The 18596-nt window shown below is 47.6% G+C and carries 19 protein-coding genes; 13 read left to right on the forward strand and 6 right to left on the reverse strand.

Annotated features, from left to right (window positions below; translation table 11 throughout):
* Positions 1 to 127 precede the first annotated feature (127 nt).
* The gene (locus tag ACUZ8J_RS11275) at positions 128 to 940 is read right to left on the reverse strand and encodes an AraC family transcriptional regulator (RefSeq protein ID WP_446693872.1); all 813 of its coding nucleotides are present in this window, start codon (positions 938 to 940) and stop codon (positions 128 to 130) included.
* A 78-nt stretch (positions 941 to 1018) separates the two neighbouring features.
* Here ACUZ8J_RS11275 and ACUZ8J_RS11280 point away from each other — a divergent pair, with 78 nt between their 5' ends.
* The 4 genes from ACUZ8J_RS11280 (at position 1019) to ACUZ8J_RS11295 (ending at position 7479) form a co-directional block, all read left to right on the forward strand.
* Entirely contained in the window at positions 1019 to 2407 is a 1389-nt protein-coding gene (locus ACUZ8J_RS11280; RefSeq protein ID WP_446693873.1) for an SLC13 family permease, read from the forward strand.
* A gap of 284 nt (positions 2408 to 2691) precedes the next feature.
* A complete protein-coding gene (umuD, locus tag ACUZ8J_RS11285) occupies positions 2692 to 3087 on the forward strand; it encodes a translesion error-prone DNA polymerase V autoproteolytic subunit (RefSeq protein WP_446693874.1) in 396 nt (131 codons plus the stop codon).
* On the forward strand, positions 3084 to 4358 hold the full coding sequence (gene umuC / locus ACUZ8J_RS11290) for a translesion error-prone DNA polymerase V subunit UmuC (protein ID WP_446693875.1): 1275 nt from the start codon (positions 3084 to 3086) through the stop codon (positions 4356 to 4358). The genes umuD and umuC overlap by 4 nt, the downstream gene beginning before the upstream one ends.
* Before the next feature lie 448 nt (positions 4359 to 4806).
* On the forward strand, positions 4807 to 7479 hold the full coding sequence (locus tag ACUZ8J_RS11295; protein ID WP_109285935.1) for a TonB-dependent receptor plug domain-containing protein: 2673 nt from the start codon (positions 4807 to 4809) through the stop codon (positions 7477 to 7479).
* An 85-nt stretch (positions 7480 to 7564) separates the two neighbouring features.
* On the opposite strand, the gene ACUZ8J_RS11300 is transcribed toward ACUZ8J_RS11295, so the two are convergent.
* Positions 7565 to 7741, reverse strand: a complete 177-nt coding sequence (locus ACUZ8J_RS11300) for a hypothetical protein (protein ID WP_446693876.1) — start codon at positions 7739 to 7741, stop codon at positions 7565 to 7567.
* Between the two features lie 171 nt (positions 7742 to 7912).
* On the opposite strand from ACUZ8J_RS11300, the gene ACUZ8J_RS11305 reads away from it, so the two are divergent.
* The 9 genes from ACUZ8J_RS11305 to ACUZ8J_RS11345 all read left to right on the forward strand — a co-directional run bounded on the left by ACUZ8J_RS11305 (position 7913) and on the right by ACUZ8J_RS11345 (position 15690).
* Positions 7913 to 8317 carry an ArsC family reductase gene (locus ACUZ8J_RS11305; protein ID WP_446693877.1) on the forward strand — a complete coding sequence of 135 codons (405 nt, stop codon included), beginning with the start codon at positions 7913 to 7915 and terminating at the stop codon, positions 8315 to 8317.
* Positions 8314 to 9459, forward strand: coding sequence for a succinyl-diaminopimelate desuccinylase (gene dapE, locus ACUZ8J_RS11310; RefSeq protein WP_011626270.1), 1146 nt, complete (start codon positions 8314 to 8316; stop codon positions 9457 to 9459). The genes ACUZ8J_RS11305 and dapE overlap by 4 nt, the downstream gene beginning before the upstream one ends.
* Positions 9453 to 10241: a M15 family metallopeptidase gene (locus tag ACUZ8J_RS11315; RefSeq protein ID WP_446693878.1), complete on the forward strand. Its 789-nt coding sequence runs from the start codon at positions 9453 to 9455 to the stop codon at positions 10239 to 10241. The genes dapE and ACUZ8J_RS11315 overlap by 7 nt, the downstream gene beginning before the upstream one ends.
* A 65-nt stretch (positions 10242 to 10306) precedes the next feature.
* Complete coding sequence (locus ACUZ8J_RS11320; RefSeq protein WP_446693879.1) at positions 10307 to 11137, forward strand: alpha/beta fold hydrolase; 831 nt, start codon at positions 10307 to 10309, stop codon at positions 11135 to 11137.
* A 153-nt stretch (positions 11138 to 11290) separates the two neighbouring features.
* Positions 11291 to 11896 (forward strand): carbonate dehydratase, encoded by a 606-nt coding sequence (gene can, locus ACUZ8J_RS11325; RefSeq protein ID WP_086903490.1) that lies wholly within the window; start codon positions 11291 to 11293, stop codon positions 11894 to 11896.
* A 429-nt stretch (positions 11897 to 12325) separates the two neighbouring features.
* Positions 12326 to 13513, forward strand: a complete 1188-nt coding sequence (gene kdnA / locus ACUZ8J_RS11330; protein ID WP_446693880.1) for an 8-amino-3,8-dideoxy-alpha-D-manno-octulosonate transaminase KdnA — start codon at positions 12326 to 12328, stop codon at positions 13511 to 13513.
* A 19-nt stretch (positions 13514 to 13532) separates the two neighbouring features.
* A complete protein-coding gene (kdnB, locus tag ACUZ8J_RS11335; protein ID WP_262251000.1) occupies positions 13533 to 14603 on the forward strand; it encodes a 3-deoxy-alpha-D-manno-octulosonate 8-oxidase KdnB in 1071 nt (356 codons plus the stop codon).
* A gap of 84 nt (positions 14604 to 14687) precedes the next feature.
* Positions 14688 to 15425, forward strand: coding sequence for an 8-amino-3,8-dideoxy-manno-octulosonate cytidylyltransferase KdsB (gene kdsB / locus ACUZ8J_RS11340; RefSeq protein WP_011622622.1), 738 nt, complete (start codon positions 14688 to 14690; stop codon positions 15423 to 15425).
* Between the two features lie 28 nt (positions 15426 to 15453).
* Positions 15454 to 15690, forward strand: a complete 237-nt coding sequence (locus ACUZ8J_RS11345; protein ID WP_374916924.1) for a DUF2897 family protein — start codon at positions 15454 to 15456, stop codon at positions 15688 to 15690.
* A gap of 361 nt (positions 15691 to 16051) precedes the next feature.
* Here ACUZ8J_RS11345 and ACUZ8J_RS11350 read toward each other — a convergent pair whose 3' ends face one another.
* The 4 genes from ACUZ8J_RS11350 to ACUZ8J_RS11365 all read right to left on the reverse strand — a co-directional run bounded on the left by ACUZ8J_RS11350 (position 16052) and on the right by ACUZ8J_RS11365 (position 18551).
* Positions 16052 to 16474 (reverse strand): GNAT family N-acetyltransferase, encoded by a 423-nt coding sequence (locus ACUZ8J_RS11350; RefSeq protein ID WP_446693881.1) that lies wholly within the window; start codon positions 16472 to 16474, stop codon positions 16052 to 16054.
* A gap of 105 nt (positions 16475 to 16579) precedes the next feature.
* Entirely contained in the window at positions 16580 to 17197 is a 618-nt protein-coding gene (locus ACUZ8J_RS11355) for an immunity protein Imm33 domain-containing protein (protein ID WP_248968900.1), read from the reverse strand.
* A gap of 88 nt (positions 17198 to 17285) precedes the next feature.
* Positions 17286 to 17777 (reverse strand): DUF2199 domain-containing protein, encoded by a 492-nt coding sequence (locus ACUZ8J_RS11360; RefSeq protein ID WP_446693882.1) that lies wholly within the window; start codon positions 17775 to 17777, stop codon positions 17286 to 17288.
* 129 nt (positions 17778 to 17906) lie between these two features.
* Positions 17907 to 18551, reverse strand: coding sequence for a hypothetical protein (locus tag ACUZ8J_RS11365; RefSeq protein ID WP_446693883.1), 645 nt, complete (start codon positions 18549 to 18551; stop codon positions 17907 to 17909).
* Positions 18552 to 18596 lie beyond the last annotated feature (45 nt).

An 18596-nucleotide genomic window follows, 5' to 3' on the forward strand; every position in this document is an offset into this window, starting at 1 on the left:
ACTCTGTTTGGGAACGCTCTTAAGGGGCTATTTCTAAGAGCTATCTAAAGGAGCTAGCTTAAAGAACTATCTTTGCCGCTATCCAAAGCAGCTCTCTTTGTCGCTATTTGATTTAAGATTGGTAATACTACCGCGTGGTTTGCACGCTTTTTTGGGCGTATTCCTGAGGCGTGCAACCAAATAAAGCTTTAAATGCTGCACTAAAGCTACTGACACTCAAATACCCCAGACTATGGGCTACGCTTGTTGTGCTCTCCCCTTGGGTTAACCGCTCAAGGGAGTTGAGTAATCGGTACCTTTGGCGCCATTGTCTATAGGTCTGTCCGGTTTCGGCTTTAAAGAGTCGTTCTATGGTTCTGATACTCGCCCCCGCGCCTTGGGCTAATTCGGCCAAGGTATACTCCGCCTGCGGTTTTTTGATCAACAGTTGGATCACTCGGCCAAGACGCGGATCCGAGCCCGCATTCAAATAGGTGTTCACACCGTCGAGTGTATCTAGCTCGTCAATGGCACTTAAGCCCAAGCGGAAATATTTTGCGGGTTCCATCGAAGTGTTTTGACATAGCTTCAGCACCATTTCGCGCATTAGCGGCGTCATAGTAACCATCACCACCTGCGTGTCCTGCACTCTAACGCGATAACTGGGATCGATATACAAGTTGCGAAGATGGGCATGGGTTTCACAGTTAATTTGATGTCGGCAACCACTGGGGAGCCACACGGCATGGGTCGATGGCACCACCCAAACCGCATTGTCGCTCTGTACCCGTAAAATCCCTTTTGCCGCCCAAAGTAACTGCCCCCGTGGGTGAGAATGGGGTTCAACGCCCATTTCGGCCTCGAGATTGCGCGCATTACTCAATACGGGACGATTTGCGTCTAACGTGAACGCAAATTGGCTGGGCGCCAACATTGTCGCTTTAGAAATAACATCTGACACATTACCACCTTAAAACGCCATACCAACTGGGCTATCTTAGGCCGCAATATCAATGCCCGCAATATTAAGGTGATCCCTATGGGTAAGTTAAGTATTAAAAAATGGCTGATCTTTAGCGCCATGTTCGTCGCCGTTTTGTTGGCTATGTTTCCACTCAAGCAGCACCCGGCACTTTTTTCCTACAGCGCATCGGTCGTACTCATTACCCTGCTGTTTTGGAGCACGGGTTTTATTCCGCCCTTTATGGCGGGGCTGATCTTTTTTGCCTTGGCCACCATTTTTAAACTGATCGATCCCAGTGCGCTGTTCTCGGGATTCGGTTCGGCGGCGGTGTGGTTAATTATCTCCGGATTTGTGATTGGCAGCGCCATTTCAGAGTCGGGATTAAGTCGTCGCCTCGCCGCCCTTATCGCCCCCGCGTTAACCATGAGTTATCCACGCATGATTGCAGGACTGGTCATCAGCGCGATGTTACTGGGATTTGTGATGCCATCCTCCGTGGGGCGCGCGGTTGTGATGCTGCCCATCGGTATGGCCTTGGCCGAGCAGCTCGGGTTTAGCCGCGGTAGCAATGGCAGAATAGGCATAGCCACCGCCCTAGCACTCGCCTGTAATATGCCAAGCCTTGCGGTACTGCCCGCCAATATTCCCAACATGATTTTGGCTGGTGCGAGCGAAAATCTGTTTAACGTGCATTTTGGCTATGCAGAATATCTGTTTCTACACTTTCCGATTTTAGGTCTGCTCAAATCGGCCATCATAGTAGCACTCGTGGTGTATTTGTTTCCGGCCAAGATAGATAAAACCCAGATGGCAGCAGCGACGGATATCGAAGCGTATGATGTGGTCAAGCAAGTTAAACTCGGGGTGTTACTCATCATCACCCTGTTATTTTGGATAACTGACTCATGGCATGGGATAAATCCAGCATGGGTGGGGCTAACGACCGCCATCATCCTCTTACTGCCGAAATGGGGCATTATTGAGCCAAAGCGTTTTAATCAATCGGTTGATTTTTCGACGGTTATCTTTGTTGCCGCCGCACTCGGACTAGGCGTCTTAGTCAATCAATCTGGGCTTGGCAGCGAACTCGGCCAAGTATTCAGTCAATACCTTCCCTTGTCACAAGGCGCCTCCTTCCTCAACTTTATGTCCTTATCACTGATATCGACCTTAACTGGATTAGTGGCAACCGTGCCTGGCGTACCCACGGTATTAACCCCAATGGCTGCCGACTTAGCGAATGCGACAGGGTTTTCTCTCCCTGCGGTATTGATGACCCAAGTGATCGGCTTTTCGACGGTGATTTTCCCCTATCAAGCGCCGCCGCTGATTTTGGCGATGCAACTATCTCAGGAGTCTCTCGCCCATCTGCTGAAAGTCACCTTACCCTTAGCGCTGATCACCTTACTAGTGCTGATGCCGCTGGACTACCTCTGGTGGCAGTTATTGGACTGGATAAGCTAAGCCTTTGAGGTATAGGAAAATAACCCTAGTTTTATGAGCCAAACGAGACTCTAAATTGCGGCAAAGGAGTGCCGCAACCAACTTAGCGAACAACCCCATGCGTTAACGTAAGTGAATTAGAAGGTTGTGACCTAAAGTCATCCCCCACGTCGTGCTTACTATTCCTTTGCATCTGATTGTGCGACGTCAACGTTTGCCTGTCGTCTTACTCAACACACTTTCGACAAGTCATCAAAATACGTTATACTGTTTTTATATACAGTATTTTGATTTTCATTATTCATATGCTCACACAAACACAGTATCCACTTTTTAGCTCCTCCGTTGCGGCTGGATTTCCTTCTCCTGCCCATGATTACATTGAGCATTCACTCGATCTCAATGAACTTTGTATTAAACACCCCACGGCAACATTTTTTGTGAAGGTACAGGGAGACTCAATGGCCGATGCGGGCATTTCGAGTGGCGACATATTAGTGGTGGACAGAGCATTACAGGCTACGCACGGTGATATTGTGGTCGCATCCGTCGATGGTGAGTTTACCGTTAAACAATTGCAGTTACGTCCAATAGTGCAATTAATACCCCGTAATCCGGCATTTAAAGCCATTAACATCCACCATGATTCCGAGCTAAACCTATTTGGTGTTGTCACCTGTGTGGTGAAGAAATTCAAATGACTGCTACGCTATTTGCCCTCGTCGATTGCAATAACTTCTACGCTTCCTGCGAACGCTTGTTTCGCCCCGATCTTCAAGGCAAACCCATTGTTGTGCTTTCCAATAACGATGGTTGCGTGGTTGCGCGCTCATTGGAGGCAAAGCAATTAGGCATAAAAATGGCCGTCCCCGTGTATCAGGTGATGGACATGATCCGCGCCCATAATATAGCGGTATTTTCCTCCAACTATGCACTTTATGCCGATATTTCAAATCGAGTGATGACCACTCTCGAGCATATGGTGCCAAGGGTAGAAGTTTACTCAATTGATGAGGCTTTTTTAGATTTGTCTCGGCTCGATAGATGCCAAGATATCACTCAGTTAGCCGCGGATATTCGCCAACGGATCCAACAATGGATTGGGATCAGTGTCTGTGTCGGCATAGGTCCTAGTAAAACCTTAGCCAAACTCGCCAATTATGCCGCTAAAAAATATCCCATGACTCAAGGTGTTGTCGATTTACGCACGACGGAACGCCAACGGCGATTAATGGCCTTGACGCCAATTGATGAGGTATGGGGGATTGGCCGAAAAATTGCGCAACGTTTAAAGCTTATGGGTATACATACCGCCCTACAGCTCGCCGATGCCCCACCTAAGCTCATCCGAGACAGCTTCTCGGTCACAGTCGAGCGAACGGTGCATGAGCTAAACGGTATTGCCTGTGATGATATTCAACAACTTGTGGCGACAAAACAGCAAATCGTCAGTTCTCGCTCTTTTGGTGAACGCATTACCCACCTCACAGCAATGCAGCAGGCCATCAATGATTACACCTGTCGAGCCTGCGAAAAACTGCGTGTTGAGGGTCAATTTGCACGTACCCTATCCGTATTTATTCGGACCAGTTATTTCACTGAACATCAACCCCAGTACAGTCAGGTGCTCACAGGCAATTTAACTTATCCCAGTGACGATACCCGCGATTTTATCGCATTAGCGCAGCGGCTCTTGTCTAGGCTTTGGCGTGAAGGATATGCCTATGCCAAGGCGGGCGTCATGCTGGGGGATTTTTATGCGCCAGGTGTGTTTCAACTAGGATTATTTGATGAAGTCAAACCACAGCCAAAAAGTAGAGCCTTAATGAACCTACTGGATAGCGTTAATCACAGCGGTAAAGCCAAGATCCAATTTGCAGGTCAAGGACTTAATGCAAATTGGAGCATGAAGCGTAACCAACTCTCCCCCCGCTACACCACACAGTGGGCACACATTCCGACAGTAAAATAAGCCATAGTATGCAAACACGCTATTTGCTTACCTGTTAAGGTTTGTTAAATCCCTAAAGCTGCGGCAATAATGCGCTATTTTTCAACAGTTAATAAGATACTTCCAATCCACCACTTTTATCCCAACTTGATTCAGCTCACAGAATCTAAAACTCAACCAAACTAAAGACCTAGGATGCAAATTGACATTGTAAAGACAATGTTTCGTTACATTGAGATACAACCACGCCATAGCACATACCGTGCCGCCATTCTTTATTTCCCCTCACACTTAATTAGCCTCCCCGCTTTTACAAACACAACATTTAGGCATCATGCGCACAACAATTAAGCTGTTGATATTAAAGTTGTTAATGATAATTTTCCGACTATGGAGGGCAGTTGCAAATAAATATAAGCCGTGATGAAACCCTTCCTGATCGTCATGGCATTGTTAAGGGAATGAAAATATGACTACGCAAACAACCGTGGCGCGTGCGGTTCGTTTTAGTTTACTCGCTTTGGTCTCCGCCTCGGTGACACCGCAAGTATTTGCCGCCGATGAAGCGGCCGTTATCGATGATAAAGTGGAGCGTATTGAGGTCACGGGTTCACGCATTAAACGTACCGATCTTGAAAATGCCTCCCCTATCGTGGTGGTGAGCGCCGCAGATATCGAAAAAGGTGGCTTTAACTCAGTGCAAGACGTGTTAGGCAACCTGTCGCAAAACTCCGGTGGTTCGATGACTCAGCAGGAAGTGCACGGCTTTACCCCTGCGGCATCGGCCGTCAACCTGCGTGGTGTGGGCGCTGGACGAGTGCTGACGCTGATCAACGGTAAACGTGTACCTAAATATCCCTTTGGCGCCGGCGGCACCGACAGCTTTGTCGATACCGCCAACATTCCATTAGGGGCGATTGAGCGTATTGAAATTTTAACCACGGGCGCCTCGGCCATTTACGGCTCCGATGCGATGGGCGGTGTAATCAACATCATCTTGAAAAAAGACGTTGAACAAAGCACCTTCAAATACCGCCATTCAGATACCTTCGATGGCGGCCTGCAGAACAACCAGTTCTCCTTTATGACGGGTGTCAGCAGCGATAAAGCAAACCTGACCTTCTTCGCCGAATATGAAGATCGCCAAGCATTAAAAGCCTCAGATCGCCCTGAATGGGGCACAGATATTATCCCGGGTAACTATTATGCTGGTTACAGCTCCTATGGCGCCAACCTTGTGGATAGCAATGGCAAATTACTCAAGAGCTTAAGCGCCGCCGAATGTGATGCGCGCGGCTATGTGATGATGTCCAATGGCAAATGTGGTTTCGATCGCTCCGCACAGCGCGACTTTTCGCCTGAGCAAAAGCGCTACTCCACCATGATTAACCTCACCAAAGACTTAAACGACAATCATCAGCTGTATTCGCGCCTCGATTACACCCATGCCTCGACCTACACAGAAATTGAATCGGCCACTGTGGGCGACGATTTTATGTTTAACGTGTCGGGCGATAACGTCACTATCGTCGATGAGCTCAATGGCTTATCCCAAGTGTTCGATAAAAATACTGCCTTCGGCGGAGATTTTGCCGGCGCTGCCGATGGGGACTATTACTACACTCGCCGTATGTCTGAGCTAGGTCCACGCACCTCTGATTTTGAGACCAATAACTTCTCCTTCTTATTAGGCAGCAAAGGTTACCTCACTGATACTATCGAGTACGACACCTCGTGGTCGATTGCGCGCCAAACGGTAGATTCCACCACCGCAGGCTCACCCACCTACCAAAGCATGTGGAATTACCTCACCGCAGGCACAAACGGCAATTCGCTACTGGATGTGATTTCACCGGACGATGCCGCAATGCTGGATTTCCAAGGTGGCAAGAAGGGGCAATCTACCCTGTCGAGCTTTAACGCGGGGATCAGTGGCGAAGCCTTTGAATTACCAGCAGGTACAGTGGCTTATGCCGTGGGCGTCGAATACGGTAAAGAATGGTTCTACGATAAGTCCGATAGCTTTACCAGCAATGGTGGCGTGATTGGTAAAGGCGGCAGCAGCGCTCAAGGTGAACGTGAGCAATACGCAGGTTATGCCGAAGTCGCCGTGCCTGTGATTGAAAACCTCACCGTCACCCTTGCGGGCCGTTACGACTACTATGACGATTTATCCGATGTCGGCGGTCAATTCAGCCCACAAGTCGCAGTCGAGTATCGTCCGATTGATAATCTGTTGTTACGCGGTCTGTATGCAGAAACCTTCCGAGCGCCAGACATGCAGCGCTTATTTGGTGAGCCAACGGCAGCCTATAGCACAGTGATCGACACTCCAACCTGTGAGGCCGCGGGTGGCACGGGCCCAGCCTGTGAGAAGATTGACTCACTACCAATTACTATCGGTGCAAACCCAGAACTTGAAGCGGAAACCGGTAAAAACTATAACCTCGGCATGGTGTGGGATTATAACGATCTCAATTTAACCTTGGACTACTGGATTGTTGAAATCGATAACCTAGTCAATAGCCCAAGCGCCCAGTATATCTTGGATCACTCTGACGCCTTCGCCGATAAGATTTTCCGCGATGCAAGCGGCAAGTTAATTCAAGTGAATACTCAAGCCATCAACATGTCATCCCAAGAAACCTCGGGTATCGACTTCTCGGTAGGCTATCGCTATGAGACTTCAGGCTACGGCGATGTCACCGCCCGCTTGGAAGGCACCTATTTGCTGAAGTGGGAGGAGCAATTAACCCCAGATTCAGAGCCTTTAGATCTGATCGATGGTGACGGCTCTGCCCCGCAAATCCGTGGTAACTTAAATCTGGGTTGGAACTACGATGACTTCGCGACCAACCTGCTAATCAAGTACACCGACAGCATGAATGGCCAGCGTAAAGAGGCATTCATTAACAATGGGTTAGCGGATAAATATGCCGTCACTATCGATAGCCATGTCGAAGTGAACTGGGCCGCCAGCTATATGTTAACCGATGCGATTAAGTTCTCCGGCGGGATTAATAATATCTTCGATGCAGGCCCTGAGATTGATGAAACCCAAAACTCTTGGCCACATTACCCACGTTCTTACTACAACGTTGTTGGACGTGAATATTATTTAGCGGTAGAGATGAACTTCTAATCAACCACATGTTTTGATTAGCATTGCTTCCTAAAACACAAAGCCGAGCAACTGCTCGGCTTTTATCTATTGGCTTCACACTCTGTTACGCGTAGGTATCAATCGATTCGCCTTGACTCGCCTCACGGGCGCGCTCCTTGGCGGACTCACTCACCTCTTCCACCTTGGCTGGCGCAGGCTGAGCGGGTAACGTAGTGGGTGAAGACGAACGGTTGGCAGCATAGCTATGCGCTAACATTGGGCTGCTTGCACTGATATTCATAGCGATCCCCTTGTCGATTTAGGCTCAATGCTCAGGTTCAATACTTAGGCTAGAAGCCAATACTTAAGTGACGCTTAAGCACTTGTGCTGAAAAATCCTTTGCCATTGGCTGCATCGGCTGCAATTGATGACCACACAATACGATAACCCCCTTGTGGCATCTAACGCACAATGCCACAATGCGAGCAAAATCAATGCGTGCCAACGGCGCCCCTCGATAGGAGCATCATCTTGACCCTTTTTGGTATTAAAAATTGCGATACAGTGCGTAAAGCACGTAAATGGATTGAAACCCATCAACTTTCGGTCAACTTCCATGACTTTAGGGAAGATGGATTAGCAGAAAAGGATCTTCAGCATTGGTGTCAAATTGCAGGATGGGAAACTGTCTTTAACAAACGCAGTACCAGTTTTCGCGCCTTGAGTGATGTAGATAAGGCCAATATCGACCAAGCCAAAGCCATTCAACTGATGCTCACTCACCCGACGCTGATCAAGCGCCCAGTGCTGGTTGTGGGTGAACAAGTGCTGGTGGGCTTTAACGAAGCCGAATATAAGAAGGCCTTTTCCCTATGACGCACGCTTCGAACACCCACCCAGTTACCGAACTGACTAAAGAATTAATCGCCCGTCCTTCGGTCACCCCGCTGGATGAAGGCTGCCAAACCCTGATGGCCGAACGTCTTGCCGCCATTGGCTTTAATATTGAGCCCATGGTCTTTGAAGACACCACCAATATGTGGGCGCGTCGCGGTAATGAAGGCCCAGTATTTTGTTTTGCCGGCCATACCGATGTAGTGCCCGCAGGCGATTTAAGCCGCTGGCATACCCCGCCTTTTGAGCCAACCATTATTGACGGTTATCTCTATGGCCGCGGCGCGGCAGACATGAAAGGCTCACTGGCGGCGATGATCGTCGCGACCGAGCGTTTTGTGGCTAAGCACCCAAATCATCCCGGCTCGATTGCGTTTTTGATCACTAGCGATGAAGAAGGCCCCTTTATCAATGGCACCACACGGGTTATCGACACCCTAGAAGCCCGTAATGAAAAAATCACTTGGGCGCTGGTGGGCGAACCCTCATCGACCCTAAAACTCGGTGATGTGGTCAAAAATGGGCGCCGTGGCAGCCTGACCGCCAACTTAACCGTTAAGGGCATTCAGGGCCATGTGGCCTATCCGCACCTTGCGGATAACCCAATCCACAAAGCCGCGCCGTTTTTAGCCGAGTTAAGCCAAACCCATTGGGATAATGGCAACGAATTCTTCCCGCCCACCAGCATGCAAATCGCCAATATTAATGGCGGTACGGGCGCATCGAACGTGATCCCAGGCACCCTAGAGGTGATGTTTAACTTCCGTTATTCGACCGAAGTGACCGCCGAGATATTAATCGAGCGCGTGGAAGCCTTATTAACCGCTCACGAACTGGATTATGACATCAGCTGGACCTTCAACGGTCTGCCATTTTTAACCGGCGAAGGCCCACTGTTAGACGCGACTCGCCATGCTATACGTCAGATCACTGGCTATGATACCGATCCGCAAACCACGGGCGGCACCTCTGATGGACGCTTTATTGCACCAACGGGCGCCAAAGTGTTGGAACTCGGTCCAGTGAACGCCACTATCCATAAAGTGAACGAGTGCGTGAAAATCGACGATCTCGAGCAGTTAGCCCTGTGCTACGAAGTGATTTTGGAACAGTTACTGTGTTAAACGCCACGCCACGCTTAACCAACACCGCCCAGCTTTATGGGATAGAGAGTGGGGTCACAAGCGGTTTAGACACGGGCTTACATACCGACTTATCCGCTGCTGTAACACAAGAGTCAGCGGATAAGCTGAAGCTAGTCGAACTGCTCAGTCCCCATCACCCGAGCGAAACACGCTTCATGCTGGAGGCTCAAACCGCCCTTGCCTTTAAGGCGATGGCGGACAGCGCCGCCAAAGATGGGATAGCCCTCGCGATTTGCTCGGCCTATCGGCCTTTTGACAGGCAACTCGCCATTTGGAACGCCAAGGCCAGCGGTAAGCGTGTAGTGCTGGATATCAACGAACAGCCCGTGGATATCAGTCCACTGAGCGATGATGCATTAGTCGATTTGATTTTGCTCTGGTCGGCACTGCCTGGCGCGTCACGCCATCACTGGGGTACGGATATCGATGTGTTTGATGCCAAACAAATCGAGGTGAAATCCCTACGGTTAGTCGAAGCCGAATACACTGATGGCGGCCCCTGCGCCCACTTGCACCAGTGGCTACTCCAGCACGCCAAGGATTTTGGGTTTTATTTTCCTTTTCAGCGCGGTAAAAGCGCCGTCAGCGCCGAGCCTTGGCATATCAGCTATTTTCCCGTGTCTCAAACCCTGTTACCCCAATTTGAGGTGCAGGCCTTAGCGCAGGTTATCGAGCGCAGCGATATGTTGCTTAAAGAAGCGGTGCTCGCCCGTTTACCTGTGCTTGTGGCGGAATATGTACATCGAATTGCGAAGCCTTAAGGTGTCGCAATTCATACAACTTGATGGCGCCTTACACTCGGCGCTTATCTTTATAAGTAGGTTTTATGGATTTTTCTTCACACAGAAAACAACTCAACATCGCCGGTAGCCAACTCAGTTACCTCGATATAGGTTTAGGCCCTGCGCTGTTATTTGGCCACAGTTACCTCTGGGATAGCGCCATGTGGGCGCCGCAAATTGCCAGCTTAAGTCAACAGTATCGCTGCATCGTGCCCGAACTCTGGGGACACGGCCAATCGGGCGCAGTTCCAGAAAGCTGCAACAGCCTCTTAGACATCAGCGAGCATATGCTAACCCTGATGGATAGCCTCAATATCGAGCAATTTGCGATTATCGGTTTATCCGTGGGTGCCATGTGGGGCGCCGAGCTCGTGCTTAAAGCCCCCGCGCGCGTCAATGCACTGGTGATGCTCGACAGTTTTATTGGGTTTGAGCCAGAGATCACCCGCGCTAAATATTATGGCATGCTGGACACGATCCAAGCTGCCGGCAGCATACCTGCGCCGCTCATCAGCGCCATTTCGCCACTGTTTTTCGCCGATAATGCCAAAGCGAATAATCCCGAATTAGTACAACGCTTTGAAGCCTACTTAGCCGCGCAAACGCCAGAGACCATCCCGAGCATAGTTAAGCTTGGCCGAATGATTTTTGGCCGCCGCGATACCATGGAATTTGCCGAGCAATTGACTCTGCCCTGCTTAGTCATGGTCGGGGTTGAAGACAAGGCCCGCAGCGTGCTCGAAAGTTACCTGATGAGCGATGCCATCGACGGCAGTCAATTAGTGCATATTCCTAACGCTGGGCATATTTCCAGCCTAGAGCAAGCCGAGTTTGTCACTGAGCATTTAACTCAGTTTTTAGCGAAGGTATTGTAAAGGCGCACCTATCATCAATGTGTCACTACACTGTGGCACATTGGATAGACCAGCAAGCGTAAATTTACTGGTATACTCTTGCTACAAATGTGCTGCTTGCATCACTTAGGGCAATAAAGACATTTTAATATGTCAATAAAACAATAGGTTAAAATGAAACTACTCAAACCCTTATTCGATAACAACCGCCGCTGGGCCGGACGCATTCGCCAAGAGCACCCTGATTTTTTTGAACAGCTGGCGAAACAGCAGAACCCTGAATATCTTTGGATTGGTTGTTCCGACAGCCGAGTACCTTCAAACCAAATCATCGATTTAATGCCGGGCGAAGTCTTCGTTCACCGCAATATTGCCAACATGGTGATCCACACCGATCTTAACTGCCTATCAGTTCTGCAATACGCCATCGATGTGCTTAAGGTGAAGCACATTATGGTGGTAGGCCATTACGGCTGTGGTGGTGTACGTGCCGCCATGGGGAATCAACGCTTAGGTCTTATCGACAATTGGCTCGGTCATTTGCGTGATGTTTACCGTCTTCATCAGGATGAATTAATGCAAATGGATGATGCCAAGCGTTTCGACCGTCTGTGTGAACTCAACGTAATTGAGCAAGTGGCCAACGTCACCAGCAGCACAATCGTGCAGGAAGCTTGGGCTCGCGGCCAAGAACTGGCGATCCACGGCTGGATTTACGGTATCGATAATGGTCTGTTAACCGACCTTGATGTGACTGTCGACCGCGCGCAAAAGATTTAATTCGATTTGAGTGAAACGCGCCATAAGCGCCGCAAAAAGCCTGCCCCGTGCAGGTTTTTTGTTTTAATGCATGCCAATATCTATTGCACGCCACATACAAGCTCCATCCGCCTGATTTAACTTGTCGCCAAGATAATTCCACACTCACCTTATTGCTCTGAATGGCGCAGCTCATCTCAACCAATCGGCTAAGCCTCGAGCTGCACCTCGCTTAATGGACTCCCATGCCACGAATACAACGGCTCGCAAAGGCTAACAAGCACGAACACATGCAATAACACAGTGTTAAGTGAGCAAAATCTAAGCTCGAAACGTCAACATGAGCTTATTTTCATCAATAAAACATCGCAAGGGATCTTTAGCCCAGTTATAATCCGCCAGTTAATTGCAGCGCGACCATGCGCCACAAATTCTAAGGAGATACCTTCCATGCCCGGTTTTGAATTATTTGGTCCAGAAGAAAAGCAAGAAGTCGCCGATGTGATGGAGCACGGCTTTACCTTCCGTTATAACTTCGACCATATGCGTAATGATCGCTGGAAGACTCGCGATATGGAGCAACTGCTCTGCGAGAAAATGAATGTTAAGCATGCTCACCTCTTATCTAGCGGTACTGCTGCGCTGCAAACAGCCTTAATGGCGGCAGGCATTGGTGCTGGCGACGAAGTTATCGTGCCACCTTTTACCTTTGTTGCTTCTGTAGAAGCGATTTTCATGGCCGGTGCAGTACCAATTTTTGCCGAAATCGACGAGACACTGTGTCTATCACCAGAAGGCATTGAAGCGGCGATCACCCCACGTACTAAAGCGGTGAACTTAGTACATATGTGTGGCTCTATGGCCAAGATGGACGAAATCAAAGCCGTCTGCGCTAAACACAACATCGTATTGTTAGAAGATGCTTGCCAAGCCATTGGTGGCAGCTACAAGGGCCAAGCCCTAGGTACTATCGGTGATGTAGGTTGTTACTCTTTCGATTCTGTTAAAACCATCACCTGTGGTGAAGGCGGCGCGGTGATCACCAATAACACCGAAATCTACGATCACGCCCATATGTTCTCCGATCACGGCCATGACCATATTGGTAAAGACCGTGGCGCCGAGTCACACCCAATTATGGGTCTGAACTTCCGTATCTCTGAAATGAACGCGGCCTTAGGTTTAGCCCAGTTACGTAAACTCGATACCATTATCGACATTCAACGTAAAAACAAAAAAGCCATTAAAGAAGCCATGGCGAGCATTCCTGAAGTCAGCTTCCGCGAAATCCCCGATCCAGAGGGTGATTCAGCTGGCTTCTTAAGCTTTATGTTACCAACAGAGGCTCGTACCCAAGAGATCAGCAAAAAACTGGCTGAGAATGGCGTTGACGGTTGCTTCTACTGGTACGTGAACAACTGGCATTATCTGAAAAACTGGAAACACATTCAGGAGCTTAAGGCCCCTGCTGCGTTGCCAATCACATTAATCGCCGACAGACCTGACTATACTCAAATTTCTGTGCCGAAATCTGATGCCATTATGAGCCGCACTATTTCCATGCTCATTAAATTGTCTTGGACCGATGCTCAGATTGCCGAGCGTATTGAAAACATTAAGAAAGCATTTGCCCAATAATTAAACGGGAGTTTTTGCAATGAGTTTTAAAAATTTTAAAGTAGTTGAAAAGATGATCTTCGGTCGTGGCTCCTTCGCACAATTAGACGAAGTATTAGCTGCTCAGCGTAAGGCCGACGATGACTTCGTGGTATTTTTAGTCGATGACGTTCACCAAGGCAAACCACTCGAAGCACGCATCCCAGTGAAAGCCCAAGACTTACTGATTTGGGTTAACGTAGATGATGAGCCAAGCACAGTGCAAATCGACACCCTGACCGAGCAAGTTCAAGCCTTCAACGGCAAACAACCGGTTAGCGTCGTCGGTTTAGGTGGCGGTTCAACCATGGACGTCGCAAAAGCAGTATCACTGATGCTGACCAACCCAGGCGGCTCTGCCATGTACCAAGGTTGGGATTTAATCAAAAACCCAGCGGTTCACCACATTGGTATTCCAACGATTTCAGGTACGGGTGCTGAAGCGTCACGCACCGCAGTATTGTGTGGTCCAGTGCGTAAACTGGGTCTGAACTCAGATTACACAGTGTTCGACCAAATCATCATGGACTCTGAGTTAATCGAAGGTGTTGAAACTGACCAATGGTTCTACACAGGTATGGATTGCTATATCCACTGCGTTGAATCATTAGAAGGTACCTTCTTAAACGAATTCTCTAAGTCATACGCCGAAAAAGCCATGGAGCTTTGCCGCCAAGTGTACTTAGAAGATCACCCAGAAAAAGACGACAAGCTGATGATGGCGTCATTTATGGGCGGTATGAGTATCGCTTACAGCCAAGTGGGTGCATGCCACGCGGTATCTTATGGTCTGTCTTACATCCTCGGCTACCACCATGGTATCGGTAACTGTATCGCCTTCGACGTGTTAGAAGAATTCTACCCAGAAGGTGTAGCTGAATTCCGTCAGATGATGAAGAAACACAACATCACTCTGCCAAAGAACATCTGTAAAGATCTGCCAGATGAAACCATCGCGAAAATGGTTGCCGTGACTAAGAGCATGGGTCCATTATGGGCAAACGTGTACGGCCCAACATGGGAAGAGAAAGTCACTGACGAAATGTTGACTGCCCTGTTCCGTCGCATTTAAGCTCTCAAGCAGATGACAAGGGCTCATTGTGAGCCCTTTTGTCTATCTACACTGCATATCTCTGATAAAGTAGGATAAAATTTAATGAATGTGACTCTGTTAATCCCGGCGCGTTATGGTTCAAGCCGCTTCCCGGGCAAGCCCTTAGCCCCGATTAACGGCAAGCCGATGATCCAACACGTGTACGAACGCGCGTCGTTAGCCAAAGGCCTCACCAATATTTATGTTGCAACCGATGATGAGCGTATCAAAAGCGCCGTAGAAGGCTTCGGTGGCAAAGTGGTCATGACCAGCCCTGATGCAGCATCGGGCACAGACCGTATCAATGATGCGATTAACCAATTAGGTTTGAAGGATGACGATCTGGTCATCAACCTTCAAGGCGACCAACCCCTAATCGACCCGACTTCCATCGAGCAAGTGATCAGCCTCTTCGAACGCCACCCAGGCGAGTTTGAAATGGCAACCCTCGGCTATGAAATTGTCAACAAAGCCGAACTCGACGATCCTATGCATGTGAAGATGGTTTTCGATAACGACTACTACGCGCTGTATTTCTCCCGCGCACGTATTCCCTTCGGCCGAGATACCAAAGATTATCCAGTTTACAAGCACTTAGGTGTGTATGCTTACACCCGCAGATTCGTGCAAGCCTTCGCTGCCCTCCCCTTAGGTCGTCTCGAAGATCTGGAAAAATTAGAGCAGCTACGCGCCCTAGAACATGGCCATAAGATCAAAGTCGCCATCAGCGCCTTTGACTCAATCGAAGTTGACACGCCGGAAGATATTCGTAAGTGTGAGCAGCGTTTAGCCGTTGATTAATCAGGGCGTTGCTCAATAAGGAGTTGTCATGTCGAGCTTAGAAGTGTGGATCATTATTATTTTGGTGGTCGGTGTGATTGCCAGCAATCTTGCCGCACTGAAATACAGTGCCAAATTCAAACTGCCACAGTTTGGTCAGCACGATAAAGAGAAACAGTTAAAGACCGATAATCACGCGAATTCCTCACCCGCTGCCGATAAGTCTGCGGATACGGCGATTGAAAATCGCGATAAATCAACCCAAGTTGAGCAAGATAAACCCTAATCGAGTACTGATTTATCCATCCAAAAGGCGCAATAGCGCCTTTTTTGTGGGTGAGAAATAACGTTTCGGCCTAACTTGGCGTATACGTCCAATCTTTCACAGCAAAGATGAAGTATTGAATTATCAAGAATAATACTCGCCACTAAAATGCGTCAGGAAAAGAGCAGCCTCACGTATTGAAGTTTCATACAAGCCGAAGCAAGAGCGCGCGGAAAGGGACAAAAGCTTATCAGGACGTCAGCTGTATCAGGTGAATTTCGGGTAAAAATGTCTATGGGTTAACGCCCACATTTAGCAAGGAAAGCCGCCCTGCGGGTTGACGTCACCGCCAGCGCTTTTTGCTGGCGATAAAATTTGATGGTTAGCAGACGGCACGGCTCATATAGTAAAACCGATCATCTTCACTTGTTAAACCAAACCCTTGTCTCTTATACAAATGAACGGCAGGGCTATTTTTAAACACTTTAAGCTTCAAAATGTGAGAGCCATGTTCTTTAGCCAGACGTTCCGCCTCAGCAATAGCGATTGAGCCAATCCCACGATTCTGGCAACTCTGATCCACTTGCAAATATCGTAACCAGCACTCTTCAGTGTCAAAAGATAATCTAACAACACCAACAAGCTTTTCTTCAAATAAAATATCAAAGTTCACAAGCTCTTGTGTCATTTTCTCAATCTGAGCTTCATCCCAATCTACAGCGTATTGTGCATAATATGGCTGCATATTCGACAGAGTAAAATATGCTGCTTTTGCTAAATCCTTAGCTGGTCTAAATGTAACCACTAGTCTAGTCTCCTAACGCCCCAAGCAGGGGCAAATTTTAAACTGGCTAAAGTTAGGAGCGAAACGACGGGAGCCAGCTTAAAATTGTCCCGTTAACTTGGCGCGTTATATTTTGATAAACGCAGATATGGAGTTATCCCATGAATACTCATGCTCATAGTCTTCTATATCTAGTAATGAAATAAACCTATCACATTGGTTTAAAACTGCACCTAGAGATACGTAATTCCAATTTTCACCATTTTTTAGGTACTCTTCAGTTTCTAAACCAGAAAATAAAGTCCAGCCACTATAATTCTCTTCCTCTTCTGATGGGGGCTCGCGATACAATTGACCAACGGGTAACCCATCTTTTAATACTTGTGAAGTTACATAACATCTGGGTAGGTACTTTTCGACAATATCTTCTTCAGTTTCTTCTATGTCGGTTTGCATTATGTGCTTAGCTTCAAACTCAACTAGATCCTGATATTTAATATCTGGTATGTAACTTGGGTCATTGTCCAAGGTACCTTTATAGCAACCATTGTTAGCTTCAGTAATAATTACCCACATCCTTTCAGCCGTCCAACCATGCTCATTTTCAACACCACATTTAAACATTAGCTTTACAATATTTCCTTCTTTCAGTTGCTTGATCACAGAACTTGAAGGTAAATAAAAAGTGTATGGAGCCCCCTTACCGATAATAGTAACATCTTCCAATGACCAAGTTTTACTCACGATATCTCCATAACGCCGCCAACAGCGGCCGAGCGTAGCGAGGTCCAGCTCCGAAGGGGCGATGCTGCTTGGCTTTGTTAGCAGTTTTTCAATGCTGCATGACTTGATGAACGATTTCATGCACGCGCTCCATAGTGATGCCATTCTGCTGTTCATTTGACAGCGGATGATCTGATGGCTGAATTTGAATAAGCGGAACAACACCCACCGGTTGAATTTGAACATTAGTTTTGAGGTGAAGTGTGTCCGGATAGCAAGGTAGCTTTGTCATAAGCCACCCGAAATATGGCTCTGCCTTTTCTCTACCTTCCAATTCCCAGCTTTCACACATTTGATCAAAACTCTGTTCGCTAACCGAAACCCAAACAGACCAAATAAATACCTCGCCTGTATCAGTGACTGGTAGCTCGATATGCCCTCTCACGAAGAAATGTTTGCCATCAACAATACATTGGTCTGCATTTTCTTCGACGCGCCTACCATATTCATTCTCAGGAACCATGAGTAATGCTGGGGAGTTGCCAACAAAACACATTGGCACTTCTCCAAGATCACAGTTACATACTTTGCATTTGCTCATATCTATAGACTGCTAACGCCCAGTTAAGGGGTGAAGCACGCAATGACCAAGCCACTGCATAGCACTTCAACACTAAAACCACCGCATACCAAAAATGCCACGCATGCTGAATCCCTCTTGAACTGTTTGTTAGCTTTTTGAGTTTCTTAGTATATCCACTTTCCAGTATTTACCATATTTCGATGCCTTTCCGTCCAAATGACAACGAGTGACTTTTCTCTGATTTAACGGCATATCGAGTATAAACCAATTAAGTTTACTGTTATCCTTGCTAAGCATAAAAGAAGGAATATTCTCTATTTCAATTCGATTTGGTTCAATTGGGCTGCATATTAAAAAGTGTGGAATAACATTACTCCAATTTTCATTATTTTCACCAAAAATAGCACGTAACCTATTAGCTTTACTCTGGAGCTGATTGTTAGTAAAAGGTGTATCTCCTTTGGCTTCGATCATAATAATGTGAGTGTTGCCAGATTCATCCTCAAAAGCCAATAAAAAGTCGACATCTTCCTGGGTAGCAGTGATGCGTAGAGAATCTCTTGTTCTAGGTTCATTTCCATGAACATACGCGAGTTCTAAACTTGCGTATATCCAATCTAAGTGATAATCCATCGCAGAAAAATAGGATGGAGGTGTGTCCAACTCTAATAAGTCGAGGATTTTCTGTAATATACTTGGATCAAGATTAAATTCGGTATTGCCCAGTAATTGACCGACAAGATGAAAACGTTCTTTTCTATTAAAAGATTTTAAATATTCAATTATTTGCACAAAAACACCTAATTAACATTGAATGCTAACGCCCAATTAAGGGGT

It is taken from the genome of Shewanella sp. Koi 1, from assembly GCF_052907445.1.

What these genes read in the sequence shown, in the direction of transcription:
- ACUZ8J_RS11280 (WP_446693873.1), top strand. Translation starts at nt 1,019, where the DNA reads ATGGGTAAGTTAAGTATTAAAAAATGGCTGATCTTTAGCGCCATGTTC.
- umuD (WP_446693874.1), top strand. Translation starts at nt 2,692, where the DNA reads ATGCTCACACAAACACAGTATCCACTTTTTAGCTCCTCCGTTGCGGCT.
- umuC (WP_446693875.1), top strand. Translation starts at nt 3,084, where the DNA reads ATGACTGCTACGCTATTTGCCCTCGTCGATTGCAATAACTTCTACGCT.
- ACUZ8J_RS11295 (WP_109285935.1), top strand. Translation starts at nt 4,807, where the DNA reads ATGACTACGCAAACAACCGTGGCGCGTGCGGTTCGTTTTAGTTTACTC.
- ACUZ8J_RS11300 (WP_446693876.1), bottom strand. Translation starts at nt 7,741, where the DNA reads ATGAATATCAGTGCAAGCAGCCCAATGTTAGCGCATAGCTATGCTGCC.
- ACUZ8J_RS11305 (WP_446693877.1), top strand. Translation starts at nt 7,913, where the DNA reads ATGCCACAATGCGAGCAAAATCAATGCGTGCCAACGGCGCCCCTCGAT.
- dapE (WP_011626270.1), top strand. Translation starts at nt 8,314, where the DNA reads ATGACGCACGCTTCGAACACCCACCCAGTTACCGAACTGACTAAAGAA.
- ACUZ8J_RS11320 (WP_446693879.1), top strand. Translation starts at nt 10,307, where the DNA reads ATGGATTTTTCTTCACACAGAAAACAACTCAACATCGCCGGTAGCCAA.
- can (WP_086903490.1), top strand. Translation starts at nt 11,291, where the DNA reads ATGAAACTACTCAAACCCTTATTCGATAACAACCGCCGCTGGGCCGGA.
- kdnA (WP_446693880.1), top strand. Translation starts at nt 12,326, where the DNA reads ATGCCCGGTTTTGAATTATTTGGTCCAGAAGAAAAGCAAGAAGTCGCC.
- kdnB (WP_262251000.1), top strand. Translation starts at nt 13,533, where the DNA reads ATGAGTTTTAAAAATTTTAAAGTAGTTGAAAAGATGATCTTCGGTCGT.
- kdsB (WP_011622622.1), top strand. Translation starts at nt 14,688, where the DNA reads ATGAATGTGACTCTGTTAATCCCGGCGCGTTATGGTTCAAGCCGCTTC.
- ACUZ8J_RS11345 (WP_374916924.1), top strand. Translation starts at nt 15,454, where the DNA reads ATGTCGAGCTTAGAAGTGTGGATCATTATTATTTTGGTGGTCGGTGTG.
- ACUZ8J_RS11360 (WP_446693882.1), bottom strand. Translation starts at nt 17,777, where the DNA reads ATGAGCAAATGCAAAGTATGTAACTGTGATCTTGGAGAAGTGCCAATG.